This is a genomic window from Chlamydia sp. 04-14 (assembly GCF_036632095.1).
Lineage (GTDB): Bacteria > Chlamydiota > Chlamydiia > Chlamydiales > Chlamydiaceae > Chlamydia.
Genome location: NZ_JAPYKW010000003.1, coordinates 40,795 through 52,986 on the forward strand (window position 1 = coordinate 40,795; position 12,192 = coordinate 52,986).

Below are 12,192 nucleotides of genomic sequence, written 5' to 3' on the forward strand. Positions count from 1 at the left end.
TTAAAAAAGCCACATAATTTATGTGGCTTTTTTATTTTCTCAAACGACTTGTAAGAAAACTATGCGGTAGGCAGGAGAAGACTACTCACTCAGGGTAGCTTTGTGGCTAAGTTTGTATTGACCTTTTTCGTTAATGCTTAACAGCTTAACAGCCAAAATGTCTCCTTGTTTAACGAAATCACCAACGTTTTCTATACGTTGTTTAGAGAATTCAGAAATATGGCAAAGACCTTCCTTACCTGGAAGAATTTCTACGAAAGCTCCAAAAGGAACAATCGATGTCACACGACCTTCATAGATCTTTCCAACTTCAACTTCGCCAACTAAACCTTCAATAATAGACTTAGCTTTTTCTATCGCTTGTGGAGAAGATGCTGAGATACTGACAAGACCTGAGTCATTAATATCAATTTGAACTCCAGCTTCTTCAATAATTTGACGAATCTGTTTACCTCCAGGTCCAATAACAGTAGCAATCTTATTTGGCTTGATCTGCATCGTTTCGATACGAGGAGCGTATTGCGATAAATCTGTTTTTGGAGCAGCAAGGGCTTCTTTCATGATGTCAAGAATATGTTGACGACCAGCTTTAGCTTGAGTTAGAGCTGCTTGCATAATTGCAGGAGTAATACCTTCTACTTTGATATCCATTTGGAATGCTGTGATTCCTTCAGTGTTCCCAGCAACCTTAAAGTCCATATCTCCTAAATGATCTTCTAATCCAGAAATATCTGAAAGAATAGTTACGTGATCATTATCTAAGATTAATCCCATAGCAATACCTGCTATAGGAGTTCTAATAGGGACTCCAGCGTCCATTAGAGCTAAACAGCCTCCGCAAACAGAAGCCATAGACGAAGAACCGTTAGATTCAGTAATATTGGATTCTATACGGATAGTATAAGGAAACTTTGAGGGATCAGGTAGAGTGTGGGCTAAAGCTTTTTCAGCAAGCTTGCCGTGACCAATTTCTCTTCTTCCGGGAGAGCCTATTCTTCCTACTTCTCCAACAGAGAAAGGAGGGAAGAAATATTGCAAATAAAATTTAGCTAACCCTTCACCATTCAAGTCTTCATAGCGTTGTGCCATGGCTTCGCTACCTAAAGTACAAACAGCCATGGTTTGTGTTTCTCCACGAGTGAATAAACAACTACCGTGGGTTCTTGGTAGGAAAGATGTGTCAATAGAAATAGGGCGGATTGTTGTTACTGAACGTCCATCAGAACGCAAACCTTGTTCGCGTATTAAAGCACGCATATAATCAGATTTAGCTTTTTTAAAGGCTGTTTTAATATTCAAAGCCGTGAAGACTTCATTTTCTTCTAAAAATTTCTCTACAATTTCACTTTCTAATTGTTTTGAAGCGGCCTCGAAAGCTTTTTTCTCTTTGATTTTCAAAAGATCTGAGAATTTACCTTCAACAAATGTATTTACAGAAGACTGCACTTGTTCTGGAAGAGGGACAATCACATCAGTATTCTTTTCCTTACCAATCTTCCTTTGCCAATCTTTGATTGCTCTGCAGATGGTTCCTATGTGTTTATGACCAAAATCAATAGCTTCAATAACCTGCTCTTCTGTGAAGAAGTCACAATGACCTTCAATCATTAAAATAGCATTTTCAGTTCCTGCTAAAACAAGTTCCATTCTAGAAACATCCATCTCAGCTTTTGTCGGATTTACTACCCAACTATTGTTGACGAAGCCAACACGAACACCAGCTACAATACTAATTTGAGGAATGTCAGAAATAGCTAGCGCTGCGGAAACCCCGCAAATAGCTATAGGATCGGGGAGAGTCACCCCATCATATGACCATACATAAGATAAAACTTGAACGTCCTGCATTAACCGGTTTGGCAGAGAAGGACGCATGGAACGATCTATTAGACGAGAAGTTAAAATTTCTCTTTCAGTCGGGCGTCCCTCTCTTTTAATGAACCCACCTAAAGTTTTTCCTATAGAAGAAAATTTTTCTTGATAATCGACTCTTAAAGGAAGGAAGTCTACCGGTTCTTCGAGATTGGACGCACAAACAGATGAAAAGACCCAAGTTTCTTGCATGCGAGCAAGAACAGCCCCGTTAGCCTGACGAGCAATTTTCCCCGTTTCAAATACTAATGTTTTGCCTTCTTCAAGGGTAACGGAAATAGTTTCAAATGTCATGAAGGTCTCCTGATTAGATCTTATGTTCGGGGAAAATCAATGAAAGATTATTTTCTTAGATTTAATCTTGTAATTAAATTTTTATATCTTTCGGTGTCTGTAGAGTTAAGATACTCTAAGAGCTTTCTTCTTTGTCCTACTAATTTTAGTAAGGCTAGTCGAGAATTTTGGTCTTTAGGAGATCTCTTGAGGTGTTCTTTTAGTTCTGTAATGTGTTCCGTTAATATAGCGATCTGCACATCTGCTGAACCGGTATCCTTTTCATGAAGTTGAAACTTTTTTGTAATTTCTTCTTTAGTTCCCTTATCCAAAGACATTGGATGTCTCCTTAAAATAAAATAATTGCCGCAAAAGCCAATTATACTTGAGAAGATTGTTAATGTACACCTTTTGGTATGGTGAGACGGGTTTTTTTGATTTGTAAATAAAAATTCCACATTCTGAATCTCATTCAAAAATGGTTGTTAAACTAATATGAGGACTTTTTACTGTTTCTTATTAGGAGTCTTTTTTTTTATAATCCAATTCAAAAAGTGGTTATGAGTTATTTAGTATAAAGCCGATGGATATAGAAAAAGATATATTTTTTATGAATCAAGCTCTTAAGGAAGCTCGCCTGGCGTATGACGAAGACGAGGTTCCTGTAGGCTGTGTTATAGTTAAAGATAATAAGATAATTGCTCGTGGTCATAATACTACGGAAAGGCTACAAGATCCCACGGCTCATGCTGAAATTTTATGTATAGGGGCAGCAGCACAATATTTGGAGAATTGGCGTTTGGTAGATACTGTGCTCTATTGTACTCTAGAGCCTTGTTTAATGTGTGCCGGAGCTATTCAGTTGGCTCGTATTCGTAGAATTGTCTGGGCAGCCCCAGATTTACGTTTGGGTGCAGGGGGAAGTTGGATAAATGTTTTTACAGAAAAACACCCATTTCACCATGTGGAATGTTTTTCTGGGATCTGTCGTGAAGAGTCTGAACAATTGATGAAACAATTCTTTATAGAGAAGCGAAAAGAGAAAAATGAAAAATAAAATACACGATTTATTAAATCAGCTTTATGAAAATCAAAAATCTCGTTTACAAAGTGTGGGAGAACAAATCATTCCCAACTTAACTTCGGATGATGTATTGCAGCCAATGGATTTTTCTATACTGGAAGAAAATCCTTTCTTTAGGTTTGAGGAGGGTGTTCTTTCTGGATTGGGAGAAGCTAGAGCAGCAATTTTAGCATTATTTGCTGATGAAGTTTAAAACATTCGGGATATTCTATAAGGATTAGGAATTTTTTCTTTATAGCAAAAGAGAATTCCTAACATCATTGATAGGATTGATCCAAATAATATAGCAAAGGCTCCTGAGAACAGAAGAATAAAAAAATAGAAGGTTGTTAAAACGACGAATCCCCATTTACGTGATAGAGTAATAGGAAAGGGGTTAAGTCCTAGGCGTTTTTCCGGATCAAGAAAAACCCAAATCAGTACTAGCGTGCTAATCAAACATTCTGGACCAAATAGAGCTTGCGAACTATGAAATAGTTTTAAGCATGCCCAAATTACGAATCCTATAATAAGAGTCTGGCTAAGAATGAGGACTAGGAAAGTCATAGATCCTAGTTTTCGAATAATGTGGTTGGTTGCTTTATAAAAAAAGGTAAAACCAAGAACATTTCGAATAAGTAGGCGTTGAGTGATATCCATACATCCTTCCTTATGGATGCACAGAGAGTCTGCAGTAATCAGGGGATAGGTAATAAACTGCCAAAATTTATGTTTATGTATTCCCGCTGTCGATAGTGCTAAAGTTTCAATAATTCCTGGAATACCGAAGAGTTTTTTCATCAGATAGGAAAGTAGAGGAGAAATACACGAGGTTATCAAGATAAACGAAGGAAGTTGTCTAAGTACCTGAGTGAGAAACGGGTTTTTGTTATGTTTATCTGGGAAGATAACCCTCATGGAGGTTTTACCTGATTCTTTTCTTTTCAGTAATGCCTTATATTAGATCATGGATTGTTTTATTAGAAGTCCTTATCTAAATAATTAATCAGACGGAGATGTCGTTAGATTTGCTTTAATAGTGTATTCTTTTAATGAAGATAGGAGAGCATTAGTTGCTTGCAATAACTTCATAGACTCCGTAGATGTAGCATTTACAGCTTTTTGGTTTGCTTGAGCTCTTTGTTGTGCGGCGGAAAGCTCTTGTTGGATTAACTGTCGGTTAGCAGTAATTTGCTGATTCGATGTTTGGTAAGCTTGAATTTCTGTTTGGTTTTTATATTCAGGCTTTTTGTCATCAAAATTATCAACTTTTTGAAGATCAGGAACTTTCAATAAAGGCAAGTTGATAAGCTCTTTTGTTTTCTTTTGTTGTGCTACAGTATTATCTTGTAGTACTGCCATAATAGACTTTCCAAATTCTGTAGTTGATGTCGATAACTGTAGCATTACAGAAATACAAAAGTAGATAGCCGAAGGTTTGTTAATTACAATACTCTCGGGGATAACTTGTGTACTTGGAGGAACAACTGTTGGGACTTTATCAATATTTGATGCTGTAGATTGGATGCTCATTATATTAAGTTCCTTAAGATTAAATGTTTGCTATCAAGCTCACAATTTGTGAGAACGTTTGAATTAAAGCCTGACCTACTTGTAAGGACTGTTGGATAATGTTGTTGTTAGTGTTCAAATTACTTGAAATCACTTGGGAACCGTTTCCTAGCCCTGAAATTTGGTTTTGGAGAGCTTGTCGAGAAGCTCCAACAGCTTGATTCGTTGCTTGAACATCCTGTAAGAATGCTGATGAGTTATCATTTAATTTGTTCTTAGGGATGGTTACATATTGGTATAAAGCTTCTTGGTTGTTTAAAAAAGTTTGAGCAGAAGCGTTAGACTGAAGTTCTTGAGCGATAATAGATAAGTTGTCCTGAGCAACCAATACCGACTGGTATACATAGTATACGGTAATAATGAGTGGGTTGGAATCTTTAGCAAATTTTGCAATAATTTCGTCAGCTGTTGCTGTATTGGGCCCACCTGTAATAGATGTTCCGGGAACGTCGATAGCGGCTCTAGGACTAGTTTGAAGTGCTGGAGAAGAGAACCACATAATTTCCTACCTATTTTCTTCGATTAACTTTAAGTTGTTTTCCTACTTGCTTATGAAGGAGGTTTATTGAGTTGGTTTACTGTACTTCCAATGGAACTTGTTGTTTTTAAGAATGAGGAGTCTTGAGAAGCTAGTTGTTGGATGATGTTAATGTTCGTAGATGCGTGTGAGAGAATAATTTGTCCATTTTGTCGAGCAGTCACTAATTCGTCTTGAATGTTAGACCTTTGAGCGGAGTAGTTTTGGTTTTGGTTTTGTACTCGAGTAATTTCGTCTTCTTTCCCCCCAGCACTTACTACAGCAAATTTGATTTGATTAGTTGCTTGGTTTAATTGTTGTTGAATATTAGTATTATCATTTAATTGTTGTGATTGAGTCAGAACTGTTTGTTGTCGAATTTCAATCGCTTGTAAAAGAAGCTCGTAAATGCTAAAAAGCAATGCGCCAATAGGAGGTGTGTTTAATGGATCCAGTGGGGGAAGTTGAGCAGCCTGCGTCGCTTCTCTAGTTGCTATCGAAGCCGTAGATGTGGTGCTTATAGGTTGTACTGTCATAATGGAAAATTTTTTAGTTTTGTTTAGTTTTATTTTACCAATAAACAAAGCGTTTTATTAAATAATAAATTCAAATAATAATTGGTTTGTTTAATAAGTTGTTTTCCTTTAGTAACAAATAGAATTAAAAAATTTTGCAAGGAAAGTAAAAAAGTTTTGATCTCTAAAATTTAGAGTTTCTAAAGAAAATAAAGGACTTGTTATCAATCGATGAATGAGAGATCACTGGATTGGAAATAGGGGCCTTTAGCTAGAGAGGAGAAGGAAGTGTCTGGAAACGAATGTGATGACAGTACAGGAACTTTCGATGAGGATGTGAGTGCTTATGTACTGGTGACTTGTGGGCATGCGTCTTCAGATGGCAAGATGAAAGTAGAGATGACCTATGAAGGAGATCCTGCTGTAATTAGCTATTTATTAACTAAAGCTCAAGATTCTCTAGAAGAGTCTTAGGAGTATTCTTGTATGGGATTTGAGGCCATGCACGTTTTTAATAAGCATCTTTATCAGAAAGTCTATCAAGGATTTAGATGGGAAACTTTGTTGAGTAGATGTAGGTCTTTCTCAATAGAGTGGGTATTTCTATCCTCTATAGTTTTGATTTTCGGTGGATTAGGTTGTGCTTCTATTGTGGACACAACTTTATTTTTATTGATGATATGCTTTTCTGCTTTAGCGTTAATTGCTTCTGTATATTTCCGTTTTTGGGGATATGGTGTAGTTTCTTGTTTATTTCTATCCGTATACTACTATAAGCACATTGCTACCTGCTCTTCATTATTATGGGCTTTGGGACTATCTACAGCCTTTTTATTGTCTTGGGGAATTTTTGTTTTCGGTATATCTCTTATCGACGAAGAAAATGAGGAACAAAAACAAAAATACGATCAGCTATCGAATCAATATACTGAGATTCAAGTGTCTTATGATAAAGCGGTTCTCGATAAAGCTATGGCCTGTGAATTTTTAGAAAAACGCGCACATGCTTTAGAATCTGAGCTTCAAGAATGTCGAACTTTGCTTCAAGATTCCTGTAAAAAGCAGGAGCATATGGCTTTAGATTTGCAAATTCTTGCTGATCAGAAAAACAGTTGGTTAGAGGACTATGCTGTTTTACATAACGAATACGTTCGTCTTGTAGCTGGAGATGAAACTACTTCTGTATTTTCTTGGGTATCAGGAAAAGAAACTCTCCCTAATAGTGAAGGGAGAAGTGAGGATGCCGAACTATGGCTACGAGCTTTGCGTGAAAAAGATGAAAAAATGTCATCTTTGGAAAATGAGCTTATTGAAGAGAAATTATTAAGAAAAAGCTTAGAAAATGAATGTCATAGTCTCAAGTCTCATGTTGAAGAAATAGATCAACTACGCTCACGGCTAGAGGAGTTTCAGAATCTTTTAAACCAGAAGGATGAAGAACTTACACAATTACATGCTCTTGTGAATCAACAAGAAGCTCTTGTTAAGACTCCTGTTGCTGATGAATCCAAATCTTATAAGGACAAGTATTTACAGCTAAAGGCGCAGTTTGCTGAAAAGTCAGAGGCGTTAGCAGAAGTTCGTAAAGAGCTTTTCTTAGTTCGTGAAGATTATCTTGCCTTACAAAAACAAGAGGAAATCACCTCAAGTTTTGCAGATATGGAAGATATTGAGATGATTCAAAACCTTCTCGCACATATAGAAGGCTTAGAAGAAGAGATTACTTCTCTAGAAGAGTTAGTATCTCATAACCTGTCTCAGTAATGAGTAGAGTGTGCTCCCATTGTGCACTGGGCTGATTATCGCAAGTTCTTGCTTCCCAATGATTTCTTGGATCGATAACTCCTTCTTTTTTCCCAACATTGATCATAGGTTCTATGGTAAATGTCATTCCAGGAGCTAAGGGTATATTACTACGGTTTCTATAATGAGGCACATAAGGGTTTTCATGGAATTTGATTCCCACACCATGACCTACAAACTGATCTACCACAGAAAACCCATAAGTATCAGCACAAGCTTCTATAGCTTCGCCAATTTCATATAAGGGTAGATTAGGTTTTAATACAGCGATAGCTGCGTTGAGACAATCTAAAGATGCCTGACAGATGCGTTTCTTGATGTCTGAGACATCACCGATCATGACCATACGACTACAATCACCATAGTATCCATCGACAATGCAAGAAACGTCGATATTCATAATATCGCCGTTCCTTAGAGGAATATCATTTGGAATTCCATGACAGATTACCTCATTAAGTGAAGTACAAATTGTTTTTGGAAAAGGTGGAGACCCGTAATTTAAAGGAGCTGGAATTGCATCATATTCTTTATGTAGTTGACGCGAGAGTTGGTCCAGTTCTTCTGTGGTTACACCTTCTTTAGATGCTTCACAGAGTGCATCAAGGATGCGAGCGGTAATTTGACAGGCATGACGAATTTTTTCAATTTGCTCAGGAGTCTTTAAAATAATGTCATACTGTGACGCGTAGTATTGTTTTTGTTGTTCCCAAGATACTTGAGGGGCCTGGGGATAGTGGCAATGTTTCCACTTGCGTTTGCTTCCACACCAACAGGGATCGTTTCTTTTCATCTAATTACACTACTTAATATAAAAACCTATGTTAAATGCTATTGAAATACCTTTGAGCATCAGGTTTGCAGACATTAATAATAAGGCAATACTGAACAATCTTTCTAAAGCAACTAAACCAGAAGATCCGAGAATACGATTGAAAAAACTCGAGCTTAACAAGGTGAATACAGATAATACCCAAGCGATGATCATAGCACCAAGGATGAGTTCTTTAGAAAACAGATCTTCTTCCATATAGCTAAGCAATGAGGTAATAACCGCGGGTCCGGTGATTACAGGGAAGGCTAGAGGAAAGAAGATAGGCTCCGATTGAGGTTCAGATGAATCGGATTCTATAGGTGGAGGGACCAGCATCATTTTCAGTGACACTGAAAACAATAAAACACCGCCGATAAATTGAAATGCGTAAAGGGAGATATCAAGAAATTGAAAGAATTTCCTTCCAAAGGTGACAAAAAGTAATAAGGTAACAAGAGCAAAAATACATTCTCTAAGAATGATTCGTTGTTGCCTTTTTGCCGAATAGTGCTTCAATAAAGACACAAAAACAGGAACAGATCCTGGGGCATCAAAGAGCACGTAAAATAGTAAGCTAAGATTAATCAGAGTTAATAGCATAAAACGTCTCTTTTATAAGAAGGCTAACTGTAATCCAGACATAAGTAGCTGTGTACCTACAATTGTCGCGAAAAGACCGAGCACCGTTTGTGTAGCAAGAAGTACTTTAGCTTTTTCTTTTCCTCCGCCGACAAAAACTTGTAGGATTATCGTTGCTAAAGAAATGAGGGTCCAAGAAAGAATGAGAATAAGAGAAACAGAAGCGAAGCTGTAGCGTTTACCTATTAAAATACAGCAAGCTGCTAGCCAAGAGGGCCCGATCATAAGAGGTAAAGCTATGGGTGTTACCAAAGATAAAGCAGAGGGGGATGTAAAACCTTTCCAACTATTTTCTCTACTTAAATTTAAAATAGCCCGCATTCCCGTCAAAGTGACGGCAATACCTCCAACAACCTGTATTGCGCATAGAGGAGTTTTTAATACATATAGAGTGCCTAAAGCTGCTTCATAAAGAGCAAACATGCTAAAGAGGGCAAATACACTTTCTCTCGCTAATAGCGACAAGCGCTCTCTTCTGGAATAACGAGCAAGTACATGATTTAATACTAAAACATTAGTTAGAGCATCAGCAGCTAACAGTAATATGCAAGCTTGGGGCAGTAGAAAATAAATAGTATCCATGGGAAGAATTTTTATATGCTCAGGCTATTATTTTTCAAGGTAATCAACTAAAGTGTGGAGAAACATGGACATTACGATACGGGTAGTTAAATTATCTTATGATAGATGAATCAATAGCAGAGAGCATAAAGCTTTATACTAAACCCTTCTCCTCCATTCTTTTGTTTGGTCCTCCAGGAGCTGGTAAAGATTTGTTAGGAAACTTCATAGCCCATGGGGATAGCCAGGTATATGTTTCCCTTGGGGATATTTTCCGTTGTTATCCTATAGGGTCTCCTATTCGACAGCTTTTTCATAAATACGCAGTTTCTGGATCCTTGATTCCTGATGAAGATGTTGTTGCTGTATGGAATTATTATGTTCAAGGATTGGTTGCTACTGGACAATTTCTACCAGATCGTCAAGATCTGCTTATTAGCGGTCTTCCAAGAACAGTAGGACAGGCGAAGCTTTTAGATTCCTATATCACAGTACGTCATGTAATTATTTTAGAGGTGCATGAAGAGGCTAAGTTGCTTGAGCGTACGCAACAATCTCTTTATAGTAAGGGTAGAATTAATGAGGTTGGTATTGAAGTATTGCAAAAGCGCTTGCAATCATATCAAAAAGATATAGATGCCATCATTCAACACTATCCTATTCATAAGATTTCTCGTATTAGTGCTGACCAGAAACCGATGGAAGTACTTCGAGATGTGTTGTCTCGCCTTGCCCATGTATTTTCTCATCCTGGCAAACCTGTGAATTAGACGGGTATATCTGATCCAAAGAAAAATTGCTGATTTTATCTGCAAAGTTCGGATAACGATGTACTATAGCTTGTAATAAGGTATTCCCCAGTTCTTGACTTAAGGGTTCTTGGGATTTTGCAAGTAGAGGAAGTGTAGCTTGCCATTGGAGAACTTCATCTTTAACAATTTTAGGTGTATCGGGTGTTGCCTTAAGATAAGCTTGAAAAGCTTTTTTAGGATATTTTTTACAATAGTCAATACTTTGTTGAAGAGCTATTTGTATAGCCTCAACAACTTCAGGAGATGTAGCTTTTGTGTCTTTTTTACCACATAAGAGAAGTTGAGGACCAGTAGGAAGACCATAAGAATCAGAGAGGAAATAGCCTACAGGCATTCCTAAAGTATCTAGTTTAACACCCTCAATATTATAAAAAGCTCCGTAGAGGAAATCGATTTTTTTCAGTAGCATTGGTGAGATTAAATCAGAGCTCACATTTCTTACGTCTGAGGGAACGACTCCGTGTAGACGTAACGTTTCTAATAGACAGGAAAGATCTCTCGAGTTGTTTAGACAAAAACCCAATACTTTATTGTTCAAGTCTTCAAATTTTGAAATATTGTCTTCTTTTCTGTAGATAAATCCTTGTAGGGTGGAACCGATTAGAGATCCTACTATTTGTACAGGAGCCCCCTGAAGAGAAGTTTTTATTACTCCAAGGGCGTGATAAAGGGTCAAGTCTACTTGTTCAAATAGAACATGAGGAATAACAGCGCCGGTATCGGTACTTTTTTGAATATGTAAATCTATGCCTTGATTGCGGAAAAATCCTTTAGAAACTCCTACATATAGAGGAATGTGGTTGGGATTAGGAGTCCAATCTAAAAGTATGGTTACAGGAGTGAGGTTGCTTGGATTTGTTTGTTTAGCCTTGACTTTCCACATAGGTAGGATAAGCAAAGGAATAAGTAGAAAGGCGAATTTTTTACTCGGCAATCTAAATCTCTTTGTTGTTTTCTCTATGCGAAATAGAGCAAAGGTAAGCTTTTCGCTTAGTAAAATTGATTGAAATAGGATAAAGGTTACCGTTGTTAAGGCAAATAATCCTGAAAAGGTCATTTCCATATCGTAGTTTCTTCGACTTTCGAGAATGAGAATACCCAGACCAGACTGAGAAGCCACCCATTCTCCAGCAATAGCAGCGAATCCTGCAGATCCCATGGCAATTTTTAATCCAGAAAATATATGGGGAAGAGCATAGGGAAGACGGAGTTTAATGAAGATTTGTCGTTTCGTGGCTTGATGTAAAATAAATTGCTCTAAGAGTTCTTCAGGAGTAGATGTGATTCCTTGATAGATCGTTATCGTTAATGGGAAAAAGACCGTAAGTGCTGTGGGGACAATAACAGCATTTAATCCCCAGCCAAACCATAGCACAATTAACGGTGCTAGGGTGAACATGGGAGTACATTGTACTAGTATGAAAAATGGATTTAAGAGATCTTTTGCTGGCTTATAGGTCAACATAAGGATTACTAATCCTATCGACAATAATAGAGCTAAAAAGAATCCCCCTAAAATACCTCGCAAAGTATACCAGGAAGAAGAAAGAATAAGATTCATAGAATCTGAAAAATTCGCTGCTATTTTTGATGGAGGTGGGCAGAGAAAAGAAAAGGATGCGTTATTTTTAGCAAAAAATTCCCAAAACAAAATTAAAAGTGAAATAGTTAGAAAGTAACATAAAAACTTTTTTTTCATTTTGTTAGTGTAGAAGAAGAAATAATAAAGAAATCATAAGGGAATAGAGTAT

At 37.2% G+C, this 12,192-nt stretch carries 15 protein-coding genes; 5 read left to right on the forward strand and 10 right to left on the reverse strand.

Features of this window, described 5'->3' with window-relative positions; all coding sequences use genetic code 11:
* Positions 1-81: 81 nt before the first annotated feature.
* The gene (gene pnp, locus O6937_RS04530) at positions 82-2,166 is read right to left on the reverse strand and encodes a polyribonucleotide nucleotidyltransferase (protein ID WP_332390469.1); all 2,085 of its coding nucleotides are present in this window, start codon (positions 2,164-2,166) and stop codon (positions 82-84) included.
* Positions 2,167-2,213: 47 nt separating this feature from the next.
* Positions 2,214-2,483: a 30S ribosomal protein S15 gene (gene rpsO, locus O6937_RS04535; RefSeq protein WP_011006716.1), complete on the reverse strand. Its 270-nt coding sequence runs from the start codon at positions 2,481-2,483 to the stop codon at positions 2,214-2,216.
* 245 nt (positions 2,484-2,728) lie between these two features.
* On the opposite strand from rpsO, the gene tadA reads away from it, so the two are divergent.
* Entirely contained in the window at positions 2,729-3,202 is a 474-nt protein-coding gene (tadA, locus tag O6937_RS04540) for a tRNA adenosine(34) deaminase TadA (RefSeq protein WP_332390470.1), read from the forward strand.
* Positions 3,192-3,422, forward strand: coding sequence for a hypothetical protein (locus O6937_RS04545; RefSeq protein ID WP_332390471.1), 231 nt, complete (start codon positions 3,192-3,194; stop codon positions 3,420-3,422). The genes tadA and O6937_RS04545 overlap by 11 nt, the downstream gene beginning before the upstream one ends.
* Here O6937_RS04545 and O6937_RS04550 read toward each other — a convergent pair.
* The 4 genes from O6937_RS04550 to O6937_RS04565 all read right to left on the reverse strand — a co-directional run bounded on the left by O6937_RS04550 (position 3,419) and on the right by O6937_RS04565 (position 5,833).
* Positions 3,419-4,126, reverse strand: a complete 708-nt coding sequence (locus tag O6937_RS04550) for a hypothetical protein (RefSeq protein ID WP_332390472.1) — start codon at positions 4,124-4,126, stop codon at positions 3,419-3,421. The genes O6937_RS04545 and O6937_RS04550 overlap by 4 nt on opposite strands.
* Before the next feature lie 84 nt (positions 4,127-4,210).
* Positions 4,211-4,741 (reverse strand): CT847 family type III secretion system effector, encoded by a 531-nt coding sequence (locus O6937_RS04555; RefSeq protein WP_332390473.1) that lies wholly within the window; start codon positions 4,739-4,741, stop codon positions 4,211-4,213.
* A gap of 19 nt (positions 4,742-4,760) precedes the next feature.
* A complete protein-coding gene (locus tag O6937_RS04560) occupies positions 4,761-5,279 on the reverse strand; it encodes a DUF720 domain-containing protein (protein WP_332381633.1) in 519 nt (172 codons plus the stop codon).
* 50 nt (positions 5,280-5,329) lie between these two features.
* Positions 5,330-5,833 (reverse strand): DUF720 domain-containing protein, encoded by a 504-nt coding sequence (locus O6937_RS04565; RefSeq protein ID WP_332381632.1) that lies wholly within the window; start codon positions 5,831-5,833, stop codon positions 5,330-5,332.
* A gap of 267 nt (positions 5,834-6,100) precedes the next feature.
* On the opposite strand from O6937_RS04565, the gene O6937_RS04570 reads away from it, so the two are divergent.
* Both O6937_RS04570 and O6937_RS04575 read left to right on the forward strand, forming a co-directional pair.
* Entirely contained in the window at positions 6,101-6,286 is a 186-nt protein-coding gene (locus O6937_RS04570) for a hypothetical protein (RefSeq protein WP_332381631.1), read from the forward strand.
* 138 nt (positions 6,287-6,424) lie between these two features.
* Positions 6,425-7,576: a hypothetical protein gene (locus tag O6937_RS04575; protein ID WP_332390538.1), complete on the forward strand. Its 1,152-nt coding sequence runs from the start codon at positions 6,425-6,427 to the stop codon at positions 7,574-7,576.
* Here O6937_RS04575 and O6937_RS04580 read toward each other — a convergent pair.
* From O6937_RS04580 to O6937_RS04590, 3 genes are read right to left on the reverse strand one after another with little or no spacing between them, the layout of a single operon-like run.
* Positions 7,533-8,408: a methionyl aminopeptidase gene (locus O6937_RS04580; protein ID WP_332390474.1), complete on the reverse strand. Its 876-nt coding sequence runs from the start codon at positions 8,406-8,408 to the stop codon at positions 7,533-7,535. The two genes, O6937_RS04575 and O6937_RS04580, sit on opposite strands and share 44 nt — an antisense overlap.
* Before the next feature lie 9 nt (positions 8,409-8,417).
* A complete protein-coding gene (locus tag O6937_RS04585; RefSeq protein ID WP_213241380.1) occupies positions 8,418-9,029 on the reverse strand; it encodes a MarC family protein in 612 nt (203 codons plus the stop codon).
* A 12-nt stretch (positions 9,030-9,041) separates the two neighbouring features.
* Positions 9,042-9,650 (reverse strand): MarC family protein, encoded by a 609-nt coding sequence (locus O6937_RS04590; RefSeq protein WP_332390475.1) that lies wholly within the window; start codon positions 9,648-9,650, stop codon positions 9,042-9,044.
* Positions 9,651-9,748: 98 nt separating this feature from the next.
* Here O6937_RS04590 and O6937_RS04595 point away from each other — a divergent pair, with 98 nt between their 5' ends.
* Positions 9,749-10,399 carry a nucleoside monophosphate kinase gene (locus O6937_RS04595; protein WP_332390476.1) on the forward strand — a complete coding sequence of 217 codons (651 nt, stop codon included), beginning with the start codon at positions 9,749-9,751 and terminating at the stop codon, positions 10,397-10,399.
* Here O6937_RS04595 and O6937_RS04600 read toward each other — a convergent pair.
* Positions 10,308-12,140 (reverse strand): ABC transporter substrate-binding protein, encoded by a 1,833-nt coding sequence (locus tag O6937_RS04600; protein ID WP_332390477.1) that lies wholly within the window; start codon positions 12,138-12,140, stop codon positions 10,308-10,310. The genes O6937_RS04595 and O6937_RS04600 overlap by 92 nt on opposite strands.
* Positions 12,141-12,192: the final 52 nt, after the last annotated feature.

Excerpts from the sequence above, each read along its gene's own strand:
- O6937_RS04585 (WP_213241380.1), bottom strand. The coding sequence starts at position 9,029 with ATGCTATTAACTCTGATTAATCTTAGCTTACTATTTTACGTGCTCTTT.
- O6937_RS04560 (WP_332381633.1), bottom strand. The coding sequence starts at position 5,279 with ATGTGGTTCTCTTCTCCAGCACTTCAAACTAGTCCTAGAGCCGCTATC.
- O6937_RS04595 (WP_332390476.1), top strand. The coding sequence starts at position 9,749 with ATGATAGATGAATCAATAGCAGAGAGCATAAAGCTTTATACTAAACCC.
- O6937_RS04565 (WP_332381632.1), bottom strand. The coding sequence starts at position 5,833 with ATGACAGTACAACCTATAAGCACCACATCTACGGCTTCGATAGCAACT.
- rpsO (WP_011006716.1), bottom strand. The coding sequence starts at position 2,483 with ATGTCTTTGGATAAGGGAACTAAAGAAGAAATTACAAAAAAGTTTCAA.
- O6937_RS04555 (WP_332390473.1), bottom strand. The coding sequence starts at position 4,741 with ATGAGCATCCAATCTACAGCATCAAATATTGATAAAGTCCCAACAGTT.
- O6937_RS04600 (WP_332390477.1), bottom strand. The coding sequence starts at position 12,140 with ATGAAAAAAAAGTTTTTATGTTACTTTCTAACTATTTCACTTTTAATT.
- O6937_RS04590 (WP_332390475.1), bottom strand. The coding sequence starts at position 9,650 with ATGGATACTATTTATTTTCTACTGCCCCAAGCTTGCATATTACTGTTA.
- tadA (WP_332390470.1), top strand. The coding sequence starts at position 2,729 with ATGGATATAGAAAAAGATATATTTTTTATGAATCAAGCTCTTAAGGAA.
- pnp (WP_332390469.1), bottom strand. The coding sequence starts at position 2,166 with ATGACATTTGAAACTATTTCCGTTACCCTTGAAGAAGGCAAAACATTA.
- O6937_RS04545 (WP_332390471.1), top strand. The coding sequence starts at position 3,192 with ATGAAAAATAAAATACACGATTTATTAAATCAGCTTTATGAAAATCAA.
- O6937_RS04580 (WP_332390474.1), bottom strand. The coding sequence starts at position 8,408 with ATGAAAAGAAACGATCCCTGTTGGTGTGGAAGCAAACGCAAGTGGAAA.
- O6937_RS04550 (WP_332390472.1), bottom strand. The coding sequence starts at position 4,126 with ATGAGGGTTATCTTCCCAGATAAACATAACAAAAACCCGTTTCTCACT.